Source organism: Pseudomonas cavernicola (assembly GCF_003596405.1).
Lineage (GTDB): Bacteria > Pseudomonadota > Gammaproteobacteria > Pseudomonadales > Pseudomonadaceae > Aquipseudomonas > Aquipseudomonas cavernicola.
In genome coordinates, this window is the sequence record NZ_QYUR01000006.1 from 631,362 (window position 1) to 650,527 (window position 19,166).

The 19,166-nt window shown below is 60.0% G+C and carries 17 protein-coding genes; 1 reads left to right on the forward strand and 16 read right to left on the reverse strand.

Annotation, left to right across the window (positions count from 1 at the left end; all coding sequences use genetic code 11):
• Positions 1–85 precede the first annotated feature (85 nt).
• Together fghA and D3879_RS19125 are read right to left on the reverse strand one after the other, a co-directional pair.
• On the reverse strand, positions 86–931 hold the full coding sequence (gene fghA, locus D3879_RS19120) for an S-formylglutathione hydrolase (protein WP_119955826.1): 846 nt from the start codon (positions 929–931) through the stop codon (positions 86–88).
• Positions 932–1,142: 211 nt separating this feature from the next.
• Positions 1,143–2,255 carry an S-(hydroxymethyl)glutathione dehydrogenase/class III alcohol dehydrogenase gene (locus D3879_RS19125; protein ID WP_119955827.1) on the reverse strand — a complete coding sequence of 371 codons (1,113 nt, stop codon included), beginning with the start codon at positions 2,253–2,255 and terminating at the stop codon, positions 1,143–1,145.
• Between the two features lie 109 nt (positions 2,256–2,364).
• Here D3879_RS19125 and D3879_RS19130 point away from each other — a divergent pair, with 109 nt between their 5' ends.
• On the forward strand, positions 2,365–3,261 hold the full coding sequence (locus tag D3879_RS19130; protein WP_119955828.1) for a LysR substrate-binding domain-containing protein: 897 nt from the start codon (positions 2,365–2,367) through the stop codon (positions 3,259–3,261).
• Between the two features lie 69 nt (positions 3,262–3,330).
• Here the strand turns inward: D3879_RS19130 and ispD are convergent, their stop codons facing one another.
• From ispD to D3879_RS19200, 14 genes are all read right to left on the reverse strand, one after another.
• Entirely contained in the window at positions 3,331–4,041 is a 711-nt protein-coding gene (gene ispD / locus D3879_RS19135; RefSeq protein WP_420800936.1) for a 2-C-methyl-D-erythritol 4-phosphate cytidylyltransferase, read from the reverse strand.
• Entirely contained in the window at positions 4,038–4,316 is a 279-nt protein-coding gene (gene ftsB / locus D3879_RS19140) for a cell division protein FtsB (RefSeq protein WP_119956359.1), read from the reverse strand. The genes ispD and ftsB overlap by 4 nt, the downstream gene beginning before the upstream one ends.
• A gap of 59 nt (positions 4,317–4,375) precedes the next feature.
• A complete protein-coding gene (gene eno / locus D3879_RS19145; protein WP_119955829.1) occupies positions 4,376–5,665 on the reverse strand; it encodes a phosphopyruvate hydratase in 1,290 nt (429 codons plus the stop codon).
• Between the two features lie 155 nt (positions 5,666–5,820).
• On the reverse strand, positions 5,821–6,666 hold the full coding sequence (gene kdsA, locus D3879_RS19150; protein WP_119955830.1) for a 3-deoxy-8-phosphooctulonate synthase: 846 nt from the start codon (positions 6,664–6,666) through the stop codon (positions 5,821–5,823).
• Positions 6,663–8,294, reverse strand: a complete 1,632-nt coding sequence (locus tag D3879_RS19155) for a CTP synthase (protein WP_119955831.1) — start codon at positions 8,292–8,294, stop codon at positions 6,663–6,665. Before D3879_RS19155 ends, kdsA begins: the two co-directional genes overlap by 4 nt.
• A 186-nt stretch (positions 8,295–8,480) precedes the next feature.
• Entirely contained in the window at positions 8,481–9,794 is a 1,314-nt protein-coding gene (gene tilS, locus D3879_RS19160; protein ID WP_119955832.1) for a tRNA lysidine(34) synthetase TilS, read from the reverse strand.
• Positions 9,795–10,745: an acetyl-CoA carboxylase carboxyltransferase subunit alpha gene (locus tag D3879_RS19165; RefSeq protein ID WP_119955833.1), complete on the reverse strand. Its 951-nt coding sequence runs from the start codon at positions 10,743–10,745 to the stop codon at positions 9,795–9,797.
• Positions 10,746–10,878: 133 nt separating this feature from the next.
• The gene (dnaE, locus tag D3879_RS19170) at positions 10,879–14,400 is read right to left on the reverse strand and encodes a DNA polymerase III subunit alpha (protein WP_119955834.1); all 3,522 of its coding nucleotides are present in this window, start codon (positions 14,398–14,400) and stop codon (positions 10,879–10,881) included.
• A gap of 183 nt (positions 14,401–14,583) precedes the next feature.
• A complete protein-coding gene (gene rnhB / locus D3879_RS19175) occupies positions 14,584–15,186 on the reverse strand; it encodes a ribonuclease HII (RefSeq protein ID WP_119955835.1) in 603 nt (200 codons plus the stop codon).
• A complete protein-coding gene (gene lpxB / locus D3879_RS19180) occupies positions 15,186–16,319 on the reverse strand; it encodes a lipid-A-disaccharide synthase (RefSeq protein WP_119955836.1) in 1,134 nt (377 codons plus the stop codon). Before lpxB ends, rnhB begins: the two co-directional genes overlap by 1 nt.
• A gap of 1 nt (position 16,320) precedes the next feature.
• On the reverse strand, positions 16,321–17,097 hold the full coding sequence (gene lpxA, locus D3879_RS19185) for an acyl-ACP--UDP-N-acetylglucosamine O-acyltransferase (protein ID WP_119955837.1): 777 nt from the start codon (positions 17,095–17,097) through the stop codon (positions 16,321–16,323).
• Complete coding sequence (gene fabZ / locus D3879_RS19190) at positions 17,094–17,537, reverse strand: 3-hydroxyacyl-ACP dehydratase FabZ (protein WP_119955838.1); 444 nt, start codon at positions 17,535–17,537, stop codon at positions 17,094–17,096. Before fabZ ends, lpxA begins: the two co-directional genes overlap by 4 nt.
• A 48-nt stretch (positions 17,538–17,585) precedes the next feature.
• Positions 17,586–18,644, reverse strand: coding sequence for a UDP-3-O-(3-hydroxymyristoyl)glucosamine N-acyltransferase (lpxD, locus tag D3879_RS19195; protein ID WP_420800937.1), 1,059 nt, complete (start codon positions 18,642–18,644; stop codon positions 17,586–17,588).
• Positions 18,645–18,646: 2 nt separating this feature from the next.
• Complete coding sequence (locus D3879_RS19200; RefSeq protein WP_119955840.1) at positions 18,647–19,150, reverse strand: OmpH/Skp family outer membrane protein; 504 nt, start codon at positions 19,148–19,150, stop codon at positions 18,647–18,649.
• Positions 19,151–19,166 lie beyond the last annotated feature (16 nt).

Genomic DNA, 19,166 nt, shown 5'->3' on the forward strand with positions numbered 1-19,166 from the left:
GAGCCGAGTTTACGAGTGGTAAATGAGCAGTCCGAGCCTGCTTTCAACACAGCATGGTCAAGCACAGCAGATATTGAACACGTTCTTAGCCTTTCAGAGCCTGCGCATGATGGCGTAAATGCTCATCGATAAAGCTGGCGATGAAGTAATAGCTATGGTCGTAGCCCGGCTGCAACCTTAGCGTCAGTGGGTGATTCGCTGCTTTTGCGGCAGCCTCCAACGCCTCAGGTTTCAACTGGTTGACGAGAAAGTCGTCGCGATCGCCCTGATCCACCAGGATCGGCAACTTCTCCGTAGCCTCCGCCAGCAGCGCGCAGGCATCCCACTCGCGCCAACGCGAACGCTCTTCACCGAGATAGCGCGAAAAAGCCTTCTCGCCCCACGGGCAGGACGACGGATTGCTGATCGGCGCAAAGGCCGACAGCGACTGATAGCGCCCCGGGTTACGCAGCGCGCAAACCAACGCACCATGTCCACCCATCGAATGACCGCTGACGCCACGCTTGGCCGAAACCGGGAAGTGCGCCTCGATCAGCGCCGGCAACTCCTGCACCACATAGTCGTGCATCCGATAATGCCGCGCCCAGGGCTCCTGGGTGGCATTCAGGTAAAAGCCCGCACCCAGACCAAAATCCCAGGCGCCGTCCGGATCACCCGGTACGTCCGGCCCACGCGGACTGGTATCCGGCGCCACGATGACCAACCCCAGCTCGGCAGCCAGGCGCTGGGCGCCAGCCTTCTGCATGAAATTCTCATCGGTGCAGGTCAGCCCGGACAACCAATACAGCACCGGCAGTTTGGCGCCCTGCTCGGCCTGCGGCGGCAGGTAGACGGCAAACACCATGTCACACCCGAGCACCTCTGAACGGTGCCGGTAGCGCTTATGCCAGCCACCGAAGCTCTTCTGGCAAGAGAGATTTTCCAGACTCATGTTTTTACTCCGAACCTGTTCAAGATCGTCACGAGCGCAGGTCAGGCAAGGCGAAAACAGGCGAGGAAGCGGAGTTGACTGTAGTCAATGAGCATTACTCGCTCCGCTCGCCCCTTCGGGGCCGTCTTTCAGACGTTCTTCCTTCGGTCGTCCGAGCCTGTTTTCAACGCAGCATCACGCGCGAAGCCCGCAGTAGATATTGGGCAGGTTCTTAGAAGTGGATGACCGAACGGATGCTCTTACCTTCGTGCATCAGGTCGAACGCCTTGTTGATATCTTCCAACCCCATGGTGTGGGTGATGAAGGTATCCAAGGGGATCTCACCGGTGCGCGCCATTTCCACATAACTCGGCAGCTCGGTACGCCCGCGTACGCCGCCGAACGCCGAGCCACGCCAAACGCGCCCGGTGACCAACTGGAACGGCCGAGTGGAAATCTCCTGACCGGCACCCGCGACGCCGATAATCACCGACTCCCCCCAGCCCTTGTGGCAGCACTCCAAGGCCGCGCGCATCAGATTGACGTTGCCGATGCATTCGAAGGAGTAATCGACCCCGCCATCCGTCAGCTCGACGATCACGTCCTGAATCGGCCGGTCGTAATCATTCGGGTTGATGCAGTCGGTCGCGCCCAGTTGCTTGGCGATCTCGAACTTGGCCGGGTTGATATCGATGGCGATGATCCGCCCGGCCTTGGCTTTGGTCGCGCCGATGATGGCCGACAGGCCGATCCCGCCTAGACCGAAGATCGCCACAGTGGCGCCCGGCTCGACCTTGGCGGTATTCAACACCGCGCCGATACCGGTAGTGACGCCACAGCCGAGTAGGCAGACCTTTTCCAGCGGCGCTTCCTTAGGGATTTTGGCCAGGGAAATTTCCGGCAGCACGGTGTACTCGGAAAAGGTCGAAGTGCCCATGTAATGGAAAATCGGCTTGCCCTGATAGGAGAAACGGCTGGTGCCGTCCGGCATCAGACCCTTGCCCTGAGTGGCACGGATCGCCTGGCACAGGTTGGTTTTGCCGGACAGGCAGAACTTGCACTTGCCGCATTCCGGGGTATACAGCGGAATTACGTGATCGCCCACCGCTACCAAGGTCACACCTGGGCCGATGGCCTCGACGATGCCACCGCCTTCATGGCCGAGAATGCTCGGGAATATGCCCTCCGGGTCCGCGCCCGACAACGTGTAGGCATCGGTGTGGCAAACGCCGCTGGCCACGATCCGCACCAACACCTCGCCAGCTTTGGGCGGCGCAACGTCGACCTCGACGATTTCCAGCGGTTTCTTGGCTTCGAAGGCAACGGCAGCACGTGACTTGATCATGGAGGTTCTCCGACTATTAAAACGATGCGTAGAGTGTAGGTCAGCGCCTTTTGATTAATAATCCATGGCAAAGCAAAACATTATTGCCATACAGGGATAATCACCGCGCATGAATCGCTGGGAAGGATTGGACGAGTTTGTCGCCGTAGCCGAATGCGGCCAGTTCACCGCTGCCGCCGAACGCCTCGGCGTGTCCTCATCACATATCAGCCGGCAGATAGTGCGCCTGGAAGAGCGCCTGCAAACCCGCCTGCTCTATCGCAGCACCCGGCGAGTCGCGCTGACCGAAGCCGGGCAGACCTTCTTGCAGCATTGCCAGCGCCTACAGGATGCCCGCGAAGAAGCTCTGCGCGCGGTCGGTGAGCTAACCAGCGAGCCCAAAGGATTGCTGCGCATGACTTGCGCCGTGGCCTATGGCGAGCGCTTTATCGTGCCACTGGTGACCGACTTCATGGCGCGCCATCCGCAGCTACGGGTGGACATCGAACTGAGCAATCGCACTCTGGACTTGGTGCAGGAAGGGCTGGACCTAGCGATTCGCCTGGGTCGCTTGCAGGACTCGCGCCTGGTTGCTACGCGCCTAGCGCCCCGACGCATGTACCTGTGTGCGGCGCCTGCGTATCTGGAGCATTACGGCCGACCACACAGCTTGTCGGAACTGGGTCGGCATAACTGCCTGATCGGCAGCAGTGACACCTGGAGCTTTCAGCAGAACGGCCGCGAATCGTCGCAGCGGGTGCAAGGCAACTGGCGCTGCAACAGCGGCCAAGCGGTGCTGGACGCGGCATTGCGCGGCCTGGGCTTGTGCCAGCTGCCGGACTATTACGTGCAGGAGCACCTGAGAAACGGCGCACTGGTGTCGTTACTGGAAAACCATCAGCCGCCAAATACTGCGGTCTGGGCGCTGTATCCGCAGCAGCGGCATTTATCGCCCAAGGTGCGACAGCTAGTGGATCATCTGAAAGCCGGACTGGCCGAGCGACCGGAATACCGGTGCGCTTCGTAATTGGAACAACGGCCGGCCCACGGGGCCGATTGGTGGGTTACAGCCCTTGGCCTAACCCACCCTACCGCTTCAGCGTTTTTGCGACCAGCGTTGACGCAACCACTCCAGGTCTTCCGGCCGGGTGATTTTGAGGTTGTCGGCGCGACCCTCGATCAAGCGCGGCGCCTGACCGGCCCATTCGATTGCCGAGGCCTCATCGGTAATCCGTACGCCGGAAACCAACGCATCAGCCAATACACGATGCAAGGCACCGAGACGAAACATCTGCGGCGTAAAGGCCTGCCAGATCACCGAGCGGTCGACGGTTTCAGCCACCCGGCCATCGGCGCCGGCGCGCTTCAGGGTATCGCGCGCCGGCACGGCGAGTAGGCCGCCGACCGGATCATCGGCTAATTCGGCGAGCAGCAGATCAAGGTCGAAGCGCGACAGGTTTGGTCGCGCGGCATCATGCACCAACACCCAATCGTCGTCGCCCGCACCCAATTCAGTCAGTCGCAGCAAGCCGCTGAGCACCGAGTCGGCACGTTCAACGCCACCCTCGGCTCGTTGGATACGCGAGTCTCGCGAACAATCCAGGTGTGGCCAATAGGGGTCATCACTGGCCAGGCTCACCACCAAACCGCGCAACTGCGGATGCCCGAGGAAACAGGCCAGGGTATGTTCGAGAATGGTCTTCCCGGCCAGCTCGAGGTATTGCTTGGGACGGTCGGCGCCCATTCGTGCGCCCACCCCCGCAGCAGGAATCAGTGCCCAAAAGGCTGGGATTGCAGAGGAAATCATTCAGTCAACTGATAGAGGGTCTCGCCCTCTTTAACCATGCCAAGCTCGTGACGGGCACGCTCTTCGACGGTCTCCATACCCTTCTTCAGCTCCATTACTTCGGCTTCGAGGATACGGTTACGTTCGAGCAGGCGCTCGTTTTCACCCTTTTGCTCGGCGATCTGATGCTGCAGACTGGTGACCTGCGCCAGGCTGCCGTCGCCCACCCACAGACGATACTGCAGACCAGCCAGCAGTAGGATCAGCGCGACGAATAACCAGTAAGGGCTACGCATGGAGTCAGCAATATCCATATGAAAAGGGCAGCTAGCGCTGCCCTTTTACCATTCCTGGTTTAACCGCGGAACTCGGCACGACCACGGTACGGTGCTTTCGCCCCCAATTGCTCTTCGATACGCAGCAATTGGTTGTACTTGGACACGCGATCGGAACGGCACAGTGAACCGGTCTTGATCTGACCGGCAGCGGTACCCACGGCCAGGTCGGCGATGGTCGAATCTTCGGTTTCACCGGAACGATGCGAGATCACTGCCGTGTAGCCAGCCGCCTTGGCCATCTGGATGGCTTCCAGGGTTTCGGTCAACGTACCGATCTGGTTGAACTTGATCAGAATCGAGTTGGCGATGCTCTTGTCGATACCTTCCTTGAGGATCTTGGTGTTGGTCACGAACAGATCGTCGCCAACCAGTTGCACCTTGTCGCCGATCTTCTCGGTCAGCACCTTCCAGCCCGCCCAGTCGGACTCATCCATACCATCTTCAATCGAGATGATCGGATAACGCTGAGCCAGCCCGGCCAGGTAATCGGCAAAACCGGCAGCGTCGAACACCTTGCCTTCACCGGCCAGGTCGTATTTGCCGTCTTCAAAAAACTCGCTGGAAGCGCAGTCCAGCGCCAGGGTCACATCGGTGCCCAGCTTGTAGCCGGCGTTGGCCACGGCTTCGGCGATAGCCGCCAGCGCGTCTTCGTTGGACGCCAGGTTCGGCGCAAAACCGCCTTCGTCACCCACCGAAGTGCTCAGACCACGAGCCTTCAGTACGGCTTTCAAGTGATGGAAAATCTCGGTCCCCATACGCAGACCATCGGCGAAAGTCTTGGCGCCAACCGGCTGCACCATGAATTCCTGGATGTCGACGTTGTTATCGGCGTGCTCGCCGCCGTTGATGATGTTCATCATCGGCACCGGCATGGAGTACTGACCCGGTGTGCCATTCAGATTGGCAATGTGCGCGTAAAGCGGTAGATCCTGGTCATGGGCAGCGGCCTTGGCAGCAGCCAGCGACACGGCGAGAATCGCGTTAGCGCCCAAAGTGGCTTTGTTCTCAGTGCCATCGAGGGCAATCATCGCGCGGTCGAGCGCCTGTTGATCGGCCGGGTCTTTGCCCAGCAGCAGGTTGCGAATCGGGCCATTGATGTTGGCCACGGCTTTCAACACACCCTTGCCCAGGTAACGGCTCTTGTCGCCATCACGCAGTTCCAACGCTTCGCGGGAACCGGTGGAGGCACCGGACGGCGCGCAGGCGCTGCCAACGATACCGTTGTCGAGGATCACATCCGCTTCTACTGTGGGGTTGCCACGGGAGTCGAGAACCTCACGACCTTTGATGTCGACGATTTTTGCCATTGTTATTAGCACTCCAAGATTTGACGAAAACGGCGCTGCAGAGAAGTTGGCGCTACCGTCTGCGAATGTTTACAACGAATCGAGCCGGCTACGACGACTATCTGACTCACGGGTCAGAGCTCGTCCGAGCGGCACTTTACCGAAGAATTACCCGCTTAGGCAGTCTCAATCGGCGGAAAACTCTTCACCAGCTCATCCAGCGCTTTGAGCTGAGCGAGGAAGGGCTCCAACTTGTCCAGACGCAGTGCGCAGGGGCCGTCGCACTTAGCGTTATCCGGGTCTGGATGAGCCTCGAGAAACAACCCCGCCAGACCTTGGCTCATGCCGGCCTTGGCCAGATCGGTGACCTGGGCACGGCGACCACCGGCGGAGTCGGCACGCCCGCCCGGCATTTGCAGGGCGTGGGTCACGTCGAAGAACACCGGGTACTCGAACTGCTTCATGATGCCGAAGCCGAGCATGTCGACCACCAGGTTGTTGTAACCGAAGCTGGAACCGCGCTCACAGAGGATCAACTGGTCATTCCCGGCCTCCACGCACTTGGCCAGGATGTGTTTCATCTCCTGGGGCGCGAGGAACTGGGCTTTCTTGATATTGATCACCGCGCCGGTCTTGGCCATGGCCACGACCAGGTCGGTTTGCCGCGACAGAAACGCCGGCAACTGGATGATGTCGCAGACCGCCGCCACGGACGCCGCTTGATAGGGCTCGTGGACGTCGGTAATCACCGGCACACCGAAGGTCTTCTTCACTTCCTCGAAGATCTTCATGCCCTCTTCCAGGCCGGGGCCACGGAAGGAGCTGACCGAGGAGCGATTGGCCTTGTCGAAGCTGGCTTTGAAGACGTAGGGAATGCCGAGCTTTTCGGTCACCCGCACGTACTCTTCGCAAGTCTTCAGGGCCAGATCGCGCGACTCGAGAACGTTGATGCCGCCGAACAACACAAAAGGTTTGTCGTTGGCGATTTCGATATCGCCAACGCGGATGACTTTCTGGGTCATGCCTTTCTCGCTTTCTGCGCCAGGGCCGCGTTAACAAAACCGCTGAACAATGGGTGACCGTCACGCGGCGTGGAGGTGAACTCCGGGTGGAACTGGCAGGCAACGAACCACGGATGATCCGGCGCCTCCACCACTTCGACCAAGGCGCCATCGCCGGAACGCCCGGTGACTTTCAAGCCGGCGGCCTGCAATTGTGGCAGCAGGTGGTTATTCACTTCGTAGCGGTGACGGTGACGCTCGACTATCACGTCCTTGGCGTAGCAATCGTGCACCAGCGAGCCGCTTTCCAGCTGGCAGTCCTGGGCGCCCAAACGCATGGTGCCGCCCAGATCGGAAGCCTCGGTGCGGGTCTCGACGCCACCGGCCGCGTCTTCCCACTCGGTGATCAGACCGACCACCGGATGGCCGCCGACCTTGTCGAACTCAGTGGAGTTGGCATCGCTCCAGCCCAGCACGTTGCGGGCGAATTCGATGACTGCGACCTGCATACCCAGGCAGATGCCCAGGTAAGGAATCTTGTTCTCGCGGGCATAACGCACGGTGGTGATCTTGCCTTCGACGCCGCGCAGACCGAAGCCGCCCGGCACCAGAATGGCGTCAACGCCTTCCAACAGGCCGGTGCCTTGCTGCTCGATGTCTTCCGAGTCGATGTAACGCAGGTTGACCTTGGTACGGTTCTGGATGCCGGCGTGACTCATCGCTTCGATCAGCGACTTGTAGGCATCCAACAGCTCCATGTACTTGCCGACCATGGCGATGCTGACTTCATGCTCAGGGTTGAGCTTGGCATCGACCACCCGCTCCCACTCGGACAAATCGGCACCGCCACACTCCAGCCCGAAGCGCTCGACGACGAAATCGTCCAGGCCTTGAGCATGCAGCACCGAAGGAATCTTGTAGATCGTGTCGACGTCTTCCAAGCCGATCACCGCGCGCTCTTCGACGTTGGTGAACAAGGCGATCTTGCGCCGCGAGGCCATATCGATCGGATGGTCGGAGCGGCAAATCAGCACGTCCGGCTGCAGGCCGATGGAACGCAGTTCCTTCACCGAATGCTGAGTGGGCTTGGTCTTGGTTTCGCCGGCGGTGGCGATATACGGCACCAGCGTCAGGTGCATCAGCATGGCGCGCTTGGCGCCCACTTCCACACGCAACTGACGGATCGCTTCGAGGAACGGCTGCGACTCGATGTCACCCACGGTGCCACCGATTTCGACCATGGCCACATCGGCATCGCCGGCGCCCTTGATGATGCGCCGCTTGATCTCGTCGGTGATGTGCGGGATCACCTGGATGGTGGCGCCCAGGTAATCACCCCGGCGCTCTTTACGCAGCACGTCTTCGTAGACGCGGCCGGTAGTGAAGTTGTTGCTCTTGGTCATGGTGGTGCGGATAAACCGCTCATAGTGACCAAGGTCGAGGTCGGTCTCGGCGCCGTCGTGGGTGACGAACACCTCACCGTGCTGGAACGGGCTCATGGTGCCCGGATCGACGTTGATGTAAGGGTCCAGTTTGAGCATGGTGACCTTCAGGCCCCGCGCCTCCAGGATAGCCGCCAATGAAGCCGAGGCGATGCCTTTCCCCAATGAAGAAACAACACCGCCCGTGACGAATATGTAGCGCGTCATGAAAAACCCTAGAAGTCTGCGTTTAAGCGGTCAGCGCCGCCGGGGAAAGCGAAGGAAGGCCTGAGCCCACCCATTACAGCAGAACCTTAACTGGCGCTGCCTTGAAAATTGAAAGCCATCCACCGATTCCGAAGGAATCTGCAGAAGCTGTATGAGACGGGAGCGTAGTCTACCGGAAAGGGCCTTTCAGCTCAAACGCTGGTCATTCGTCGGCGGCTGCCAGATCAACTGCCACCTACCCTCGGCCGGCCCATGTAGTCCCGGCAGGTTGGCGACTGCGAGCAACTCGTCAGCACAATAGAGCAACGGCAATCGACCACGCACAAAAGCCGGTAGCCTCGCCTCGTTAAGCAGACGCTTGAGATCACGATGGCCGCGACCCGGCAGTAGTAGCACCTCACCACCCTGTCGATAGCGCACCTGCAACTCCCCTGTTGGCCCCCGCCCTTGCAGACGTAAGCAGCCATTGCCCGGTAGAGTTAGCGGTTGTTTGCAGTCACGCCAAGGCAGCGCCTGAGGATCTTTCTGCAACCAGTCGCCGCTTAGCCACCACAACCGTCCGTCGGCCCGACGCAGCTCTCCCTGGGCTAGACGCCAGATCGGCGCGGCACCCACAGCAGCATCCCGCAAATCCTCCCAACCAGCCCAATGTTCGCTATCCGGCAAGAGCGTCAGCGGCGCCAGCCAATGGCGCAAGGCATTGCGTTGACGCGCTGCCGACAAGGCCAACAGTGGCTCCAGTGCCAGGGAGGGCAAAGGCAACCAGGGAAAGGCCGACGGCGTTTGCGCCCCAGCCAGATCAAGCTCGGCCAACTCATCCAGCAGACCCTGCGCCTCGCGCAGATGCGCAGCGCTTCGCGCCAACGTCACCACGGCTTGCGGCCAGTGGGCGGTCAGCTGTGGTAACACCTGATGACGCAGATAGTTGCGGGAGAATTGGGTGTCGTGATTAGACGGATCCTCCACCCAGCTCAGCCCCTGCTCATGGGCATAGGCTTCCAATTCAGCGCGTGAACACTCCAGCAGGGGACGCAACAACCACCCTCGCCCCAGCGGCCGACTATTCGGCATACCCGCCAAGCCACGCACGCCGGCCCCACGCAGCAAGCGGAACAATAGGGTTTCTGCTTGATCATCACGATGCTGAGCCGTCAGCAGCACCTCAGCATCCGCCAAAGACTCAATGAACGCCGCATAACGTGCCTCACGAGCAGCACGCTCCAGACTGGCGCTCGTCGCGACCTGTACATGCCGCACCTGTAACGGCACCCCCAGGTCCGCACAGACTTTCTGGCAATGCTGAGGCCACGCATCGGCCGCGGCCTGCAAACCGTGATGAATATGGATAGCGGAGAGTGGCGGCAAGGCCTCGCGCTTGGCGAGGCGTGCCAGGAGATGCAGCAGAACGGTGGAGTCGAGTCCGCCAGAAAAAGCGATACGCCACGCCGGCGCATCACGCCAGGGCGCCAGGCGCGCTAGCAACCTGGCGGACAGGTCCATTTAGGCGACGCCGTAGCTCATCAGACGCTCATAGCGGCGTGCCAACAGCGCGTCAGTATCGAGCTTCTTCAACGACTTCAATTGCGCCGTCAGTTCCTTGCGGATCGACTCCGCCGCAACAGCCGGCGCACTATGGGCACCACCCAGTGGCTCGTCGATGACTTTGTCGACGATGCCCAGGCCTTTCAAGCGCTCTGCGGTAATCCCCATGGCTTCCGCGGCATCCGGCGCTTTTTCGGCGGTCTTCCAGAGAATCGAGGCGCAACCTTCCGGCGAGATCACCGCGTAGGTCGAGTACTGCAGCATGTTCAGCTGATCGCAGACACCAATCGCCAACGCGCCACCAGAACCGCCCTCACCAATCACCGTGGCGATGATCGGGGTTTTCAGACGCGCCATCACCCGCAGGTTCCAGGCAATGGCTTCACTCTGGCCGCGCTCTTCCGCGTCAATACCTGGGTAAGCTCCCGGAGTGTCGATAAAGGTCAGGATCGGCATCTGGAAACGCTCGGCCATCTCCATCAGACGGCAGGCCTTGCGATAGCCTTCGGGACGCGGCATACCGAAGTTGCGACGGACCTTCTCGCGCACTTCGCGGCCCTTCTGGTGACCGATCACCATGACCGGTTCATCGTTCAAACGCGCCACACCGCCGACAATCGCCGGGTCATCGGAGAAATGCCGATCACCGTGCAACTCATCGAACTCGGTAAAAATGTGCTCAATGTAGTCGAGGGTATAAGGGCGGCGCGGATGGCGAGCCAGCTTGGCGATCTGCCAACTGCTGAGATTGCCGAAGATGCTGGCAGTCAGCGTGCTGCTCTTGTCCTGCAGGCGAGCAATTTCATCGCCGATATTCAGCGCGTTGTCGTTACCGACCAAGCGCAACTCTTCGATCTTGGCTTGCAGATCGGCGATCGGCTGTTCGAAATCGAGAAAATTCGGGTTCATAGTCATCCGTCTTGCGTCGACGGCCAAGCGGCCGGGCGGCTGAGTCCGTTTAGCGCCTTACCTTACGGGATCAGGCGCATTCAGGTCGAGATTAAAAGTGTCGAGACTAACGCAGTGGGTTACCCCTCGCGCGTTAGCGGTAGTGCAAAAAGACGTTGTCGCGCCCGAACTGGTCACGCAATGTTTGAATCAAGCTGTCCGCCGGGTCGATCCGCCAGCCTTCACCGAACTGCAATAATGCCTTGGCCTCGCTGCCGGTGTAGTCCAGGGTGATCGGGCAGGCGCCGCGATGACGCTTGCACAACTCACCCAGCCAGCGAAGCCGATCGCCTTTCAGCGCATCGCTCTGCACCCGCACTCGCAGGCTCTCCGCCAGCGAAGTTCGGGCATCCTCCAGGCTCATCACGCGCTTGGCACGCAGGCGCAAGCCGCCGGAGAAATCGTCATTGCTGACTTCCCCCTCAACCACCACCAGAGCGTCGGTTTGCAACAGCGCCTGAGCCGAGTGGAACGCATCGGCGAACAGCGAGGCCTCGATCCGCCCTGAGCGGTCATCCAGGGTGATGAAACCCATCTTGTCGCCCTTCTTGTTCTTCATCACCCGCAGGTTGACGATCAACCCCGCCACCGTCTGCGAGTCCCGCGCCGGCTTCAGATCGATAATCCGTTGGCGCGCGAAGCGGCGCACTTCACCCTCATATTCGTCGATCGGGTGACCGGTCAGGTACAGCCCCAGGGTCTCTTTCTCGCCGCGCAGACGCTCTTTCAGTGACAGCTCTTTCGCTCGGCGATGATTGGCGTAGACGTCCGCCGCGCTGTCCGCGAACAGCCCGCCGAACAGGTCGGCATGCCCACTGTCATGGCTGCGGGCGGTCTGCTCGGCGGCCTGAATCGCCTCTTCCATCGCCGCCAGCAGCACTGCGCGGTTACGGTCGATGTTGGCCTGATAGGCTTTGATTTCGTCGTGGAAATACGGCCCGAGACGATCCAGCGCACCGCTGCGGATCAGCGCATCGGTGGTGCGCTTGTTGATGCGCTTCAGATCGACTCGCGCGCAGAAATCGAACAGATCCTTGAACGGACCGTCCTTACGCGACTCGACTATCGCCTCCACCGGCCCCTCACCGACGCCCTTGATCGCGCCCAGACCGTAGACGATACGGCCATCGTCATTCACCGTGAACTTGAATTCCGAGGTATTCACGTCCGGCGCATCGAGGCGCAGCTTCATGCTGCGGCACTCTTCGATCAAGGTCACGACCTTGTCGGTGTTGTGCATATCCGCCGACAGCACGGCAGCCATGAACGGCGACGGGTAATGGGTTTTCAGCCAAGCGGTTTGATAGGAAACCAGACCATAGGCCGCCGAGTGGGATTTGTTGAAGCCGTAGCCGGCGAACTTTTCCACCAGGTCGAAGATGTTGCCGGCCAGGTCTGCATCGATGTTGTTCTGCGCACAACCTTCGATGAAGCCGCCGCGCTGCTTGGCCATTTCCTCGGGTTTTTTCTTACCCATGGCGCGCCGGAGCATGTCCGCCTCACCGAGGGTATAACCGGCCATCACCTGGGCGATCTGCATCACCTGTTCCTGATACAGGATGATCCCGTAAGTCGGCAGGAGTACCGGCTTGAGCCCGTCGTATTGGTAGTCCGGATGCGGGTAGGCCAGCTCGGCGCGACCGTGCTTACGGTTGATGAAGTCGTCCACCATGCCTGACTGCAACGGGCCAGGGCGGAACAGCGCCACCAATGCGATCAAGTCTTCCAGGCAGTCCGGCTTGAGCTTTTTGATCAGCTCCTTCATGCCACGCGATTCCAGTTGGAATACCGCAGTGGTCTCGGCTTTTTGCAGCAGGGTGTAAGTCGGCTTGTCATCCAACGGGATGAAGTCGATGTTCAGCGGCCCGTCGCCCACCTTGGCACGATCGCGATTAATGGTTTTCAGCGCCCAGTCGATGATGGTCAGGGTGCGCAGGCCGAGGAAGTCGAACTTCACCAGACCGGCGGCCTCCACATCGTCCTTGTCGAACTGAGTTACCAGGCCGCCGCCCTCGTCGTCGCAATAGATCGCCGAGAAATCGGTCAGCTTGGTCGGCGCGATCACCACACCACCGGCGTGTTTGCCGACGTTACGGGTGATGCCTTCGAGCTTGCGGGCCATCTCCCAGATTTCCGCCGCTTCCTCGTCGACCTTGAGGAAATCGCGTAGCACTTCCTCCTGTTCGAAGGCTTTTTCCAGGGTCATACCGACTTCGAACGGGATCATCTTCGACAGACGGTCGGCCAAGCCGTACGACTTACCCTGCACCCGCGCCACGTCGCGCACCACCGCCTTGGCCGCCATGGTGCCGAAGGTAATGATCTGGCTAACCGCGTTGCGCCCATAGGTTTCCGCGACGTACTCGATGACCCGGTCACGACCATCCATGCAGAAGTCGATATCGAAGTCGGGCATGGAGACCCGTTCCGGGTTGAGGAACCGCTCGAACAGCAGGTCGTATTGCAGCGGGTCGAGGTCGGTGATCTTCTGCACATAAGCCACCAGCGAACCGGCACCCGAGCCACGGCCAGGACCGACTGGAATGCCGTTGCGCTTGGCCCACTGGATAAAATCCATAACGATCAGGAAGTAACCGGGGAAGCCCATCTGGATGATGATATCCAGCTCGAAATTCAGCCGGTCGACATACACCTGGCGCTTGGCTTCGTAGTTCGGCGTGGTGTCTTTCGGCCAGAGCACGGCCAGACGCTCTTCCAGACCATCGAAGGAGACCTTGCGGAAGAACTCGTCCATGGTCATGCCTTCCGGCACCGGGAAGTTGGGCAGGAAGCTCTTACCCAACTGCACTTCGATATTGCAGCGTTTAGCGATCTCGACGGTGTTTTCCAGCGCCTCAGGCAGGTCGCTGAACAGCTCCCACATCTCCTCGGGCGTTTTCAGGTACTGCTGATCGCTGTAAGTCCGCACCCGACGTGGGTCATCCAGAGCCCGACCTTCGCCGATGCACACGCGGGTTTCATGGGCTTCGAAATCGCCCTGCTTGATAAAGCGCACATCGTTGGTCGCCACCAGGGGCACATCACAACGTTCGGCCAATGCCACCGCCAGGTGCAGATATTCTTCGTCGTTGACCCGGCTGGTACGTTGCAGCTCCAGGTAAAAACGCTCGGGAAAGACGGCCTGCCACTCGCGCAATGAGGCCTCTGCCTCTCCTGGATTTCCGGCCAGCAAATTCAGGCCGATTTCGCCCTCCTTGGCCCCGGACAGCGCGATCAGCCCCTCCGCCGCTTCTTTCACCCACTCGCGCTCGATGATTACTTCACCGTTGCGCTGACCTTCGATGAAACCACGGGAAATCAACTCCGTGAGATTGCGGTAACCCTTGGCGTTCATCACCAGCAAGGTCAAGCGGCTGAGCGGGCCATCCTCATCCTTGCTCGCCAGCCACAGGTCGGCGCCACAGACCGGCTTGATCCCGGCGCCCATGGCGGCTTTGTAGAACTTCACCAGCGAGCACATGTTGCGCTGATCGGTGACCGCCACCGCCGGCATCCCCGCCCCCGCCGCGGCCTTGACCAGCGGCTTGACGCGCACCAAGCCATCGACCAGGGAGAACTCGGTATGCAGACGCAGGTGAACGAACGAAGCGGTCATGGTGATCCTATGAAAAACACAAAAACGACAAGGCCCGGATTGTACCGGGCCTTGGAGGAAACATCAGCTTGCAGGCTTAACGCTTTTAGGTGATCAGATCGAAGGGGCGCGATTGTCGGCCGTTACCGCCGACGGGGGCTTACCCTGCGCAACCAAAGTGGCAACTTAGGCGACATAGCGTCGTTAGCCCTGCAGCTCCAGCAATTTGCGTACCGGTGCGAAGGAGCGTCGATGGATCGGCGTCGGTCCCAGGCGCTGCAAGGCTTCTAGGTGCAAAGGAGTTGGATAGCCCTTATGCCCGGCAATGCCATAGCCGGGGTACTGCGCATCCAACACGAGCATCTCGCGATCACGACTGACCTTGGCCAGGATCGACGCCGCAGCGATCGCAGGCACCTGGCTGTCACCCTTGATCACCGAAGAGCTGGGCACCGCCAGTTTCGGGCAGCGATTGCCATCGATCAGCGCCAGCTTGGGCGTGACACTCAGACCCTCGACCGCACGCTGCATGGCCAACATGGTGGCATGGAGAATATTCAGGCGGTCGATCTCTTCCACCTCGGCGCGGGCGATGTACCAGGCCAAGGCTTTCTCGCGGATTTCATCGAAGAGCTTTTCCCGCCGCGCCTCGCTGAGCTTTTTCGAATCGTTCAAGCCAAGAATCGGCCGACGCGGATCGAGAATGACCGCAGCAGTGACGACTGCACCACACAACGGCCCACGCCCGACTTCATCGACACCGGCGACCAACTCTTCGACCAGACTGAAATCCAAACCCAATTGCATCAGCTCGACCCGATCAAGTTCAGTACGGCCGTCGCGGCCTCCGTCGAGGCATCGCGACGCAACGCCCGATGGATCACATCGAAACCTTCGGTCTGCACTTCGCCACCGTCCAATAGCGGCGCCAGCACCTGCGCCAGCGCTTCCGGCGTGGCGGCATCCTGCAGCATCTCAGGCACTAGCAAGCGCCCGGCCAGCAAGTTCGGCAACGACACATAAGGGCTTTTCAGCAGGCGTTTGAGAATCCGGTAGGTCAGCGGTGCTACGCGATAAGCCACTACCATCGGCCGCTTGTAGAGCAAGGCCTCCAGCGTGGCAGTGCCCGAGGCGATCAAAACTGCATCGCAGGCGGCCAGCGCCGTATGCGAGTGGCCGTCGAGCAGGGTCAGCGGCAAATCACGCCCGGCCAGCATCGACTCCAGCTGCGCGCGCCGCTCCGGGCTGGCGCACGGCAGCAGGAAGCGCGTACCAGGGCGCAACGCCCGCAGGCGCAGCGCGGAATCGAGGAACAAGGCACCCAGCCGCGAGACTTCACCACCACGACTGCCCGGCATCAGCGCGACTACCAGGTCCTCCTCGGGCAGATCCAGCTCAGCCCGTGCGGCAGCGCGATCGGCCTGCAACGGAATGACATCCGCCAGCGGATGACCGACAAAACGCACCGGAACGCCATGTTCGTCGTAGAACTGCGCCTCGAACGGAAACAGCGTCAGCATCAGGTCGCAGGCATCACGGATCTTCAGCACACGCTTCTGCCGCCAGGCCCAGACCGACGGGCTGACGTAATGCACGGTTTTGATCCCGGCGCGACGCAGTTTGAGTTCGACGCCGAGATTGAAGTCCGGCGCGTCGATACCGATGAACACATCCGGCTTGGCCGCAATCAGCGTCTGAATCAGGCGCTTACGCCGCGACAACAGCTCCGGTAGACGGCCGAGCACCTCGACCAGACCCATCACCGCCAGACGCTCCATGGGGAAATAAGGGTTCAGCCCCTCAGCCTGCATTCGCGGGCCACCGACGCCGATGAACTCGATATCCGGGTGCTGGCTTTTCAGCGCCTGCATCAACCCAGCTCCGAGAATATCGCCAGAGGCCTCGCCAGCCACTAGCGCGACGCGCAGTACACGAGCCATTCTAGCGGGTGATGCCGCGTGACGAGGCTTGAATGGAGTCGATAAACACCGCGACTTCCGGAAACTGTTCAGCCAACTCGGCCAGTTCGGCCAGGGCTTTATCGACAGTCAGACCTTGACGGTAAACCACCTTATAAGCACGGCGCAGCGCCTGAATCGCCTCATCGCTGAAGCCACGACGACGCATGCCCTCAAAGTTCATGCTGCGCGCTTCAGCCGGGTTACCGAACACCGTGACATAGGCCGGCACATCCTTACCGATCGCCGTACCCATCCCGGAAAAGCTGTGCGCGCCGATGTGGCAGAACTGATGCACCAGGGTAAATCCGGAGAGAATCGCCCAGTCACCGACATGTACATGGCCCGCCAACGCGGTATTGTTGACCAGGATGCAATGGTTGGCGATCACGCTGTCATGGCCAATATGCGCATATGCCATGATCAGATTGTGATCGCCGATGGTGGTCTCGGCACGATCCTGCACAGTGCCGCGATGGATGGTGACACCCTCGCGAATCACATTGTAATCGCCAATCACCAAGCGAGTTGCTTCACCCTTGTACTTGAGATCGGGAGTGTCTTCGCCCACCGAGGAAAACTGATAGATACGATTATGTTTACCGATCTTGGTCGGCCCCTTGAGGATCACATGGGGACCAACCACTGTACCCTCGCCGATTTCCACACCAGCCCCGACGATCGACCAAGGGCCGACTTGAACGTCGGCTGCCAGCTTGGCTGTCGGGTCGATGATTGCGCGAGGGTCAATCAAACTCATAGCTTGCGTTCCGCACAGATAATTTCAGCCGAGCAGACTTCTTTACCGTCGACACTGGCACGGCACTCGAACTTCCAGATGCTGCGTTTGGTGCTCAGAAATTTGGCCTCCAGGATCAACTGGTCACCAGGCAGCACCGGCTGGCGAAAACGCAGTTTGTCGGAGCCAACGAAGTAGTACAGGGTGCCATCAGCCGGTTTCACGTCGAGCATCTTGAAGCCGAGGATACCGGCCGCCTGGGCCATCGCCTCGATGATCAGCACACCCGGCATGATCGGATGCTGAGGAAAATGCCCATTGAAGAACGGCTCATTGATGCTGACATTTTTGTAAGCACGAATGCACTTGCCTTCAGCAGCATCCAGCTCAACCACGCGATCCACCAGCAGGAACGGGTAGCGGTGCGGCAGGTATTCGCGAATTTCGTTAATGTCCATCATGTTCGGGGGAGCCTGTAGTGAAGGTTGGGGACTCGCGTTAACCGCAAGTCACGCATCAGATGAAGCATCCCCGGCCGGGGTCACGGCTGCCAGGCGCTTTTCCAACTGCTGCAGGCGGCGCGCCATGTCATCCAGCTGGCGGAAGCGCGTTGCGCTTTTCTTCCAGTCCGCGGCCGGTTGCATAGCAGTTCCGGAGGAGTAGGCACCGGGCTCGGTTATCGAGCGGGTGACCATGGTCATGCCCGTGACGAAAACACCGTCACAGATTTCGATATGCCCAACCAGGCCGACACCACCCGCAAGCATGCAATGCTTGCCGATTTTAGTACTGCCGGAAATCCCGACACAGGCGGCCATCGCGGTGTGATCGCCGACCTGCACGTTGTGCGCGATCATGATCTGGTTATCCAGTTTGACGCCATTACCTATAACGGTGTCGGCCAATGCACCACGATCAATGGTGGTATTGGAGCCAATCTCGACATCATCGCCAATAGTGACCCCGCCAATCTGCGCGATCTTCTGCCAGACGCCTTTCTCATTGGCGAAGCCAAAGCCCTCGCCGCCGATCACCGCGCCGGACTGAATGACGACCCGTTTACCGATGCGTACATCGTGATAAAGGGTGACGCGCGGAGCGAGCCAACCACCCTCGCCCAGCACCGTACGCGCACCAATAAAACAATGCGCGCCAACAGTCGCACCAGCGCCGATTTGCGCGCCACTCTCAACCACTGCATACGCACCCACACTCGCGCTGGTATCTACCAGGGCATCGGCTGCAATTACCGCGCTCGGATGCACGCCTGCCGCTGCTTTGGGCTTTGGATCAAACAGGTGAGAGAGCTGGGCATAGGCCAGGTACGGATTAGCGACCACCAGCGCAGCGCCGCTATAACCCTCGGCATCGCTGGGCGTCAGTAACACAGCACCAGCACGGGTCTCGGCGAGGAACTTACGGTATTGCGGGTTAGCCAGAAAACTGAGCTGGTCAGGGCCTGCCTCATGCAGCGTGGCCAATCCCGTAATCGCTTTGTCCGCAGCGCCACGCAGGGTGGCGCCAAGACGCTCGGCCAGTTGGCCGAGGGTAAAAACAGGCACAGTCATAATTAACGCAGCTGATTCATGCGCTCGATGACTTGGCGAGTGATGTCGTATTGAGGTTTGACATCGATCACCGCACCGCGCTCGAGCACCAGGTCAAAGCTGCCCTTTTTGATCACTTCTTCGACCGCCTTATCCAGATTCGGCTTCAGCTTCTTCAGCATTTCACGGTCGGCAACGGCTTTGGCTTCGTTCAGCTCCTTGGACTGGAACTGGAAATCGCGGGCCTTCTGCTTGAATTCAAGCTCGAGACGCTCGCGCTCGCCTTGCTGCATTTTCTCGCCTTCTTTAACCAGACGATCCTGGATGCGTTTGGCATCGGTTTCCAGGGTTTTCAACTTGTTCAGTTGCGGGCCGAATTTCTTTTCCGCATCCACGGCGTACTTCTTCGCCGAGTCGGACTCGAGAAGTGCCATTTGATAATTAAGCACGGCGATTTTCATCTCAGCGAATGCCGGAGTCGCCATAAAGGCAACGCTTAACAGAACCAATTGAGTCAACTTACGCACGATGCACTCCTGCAAA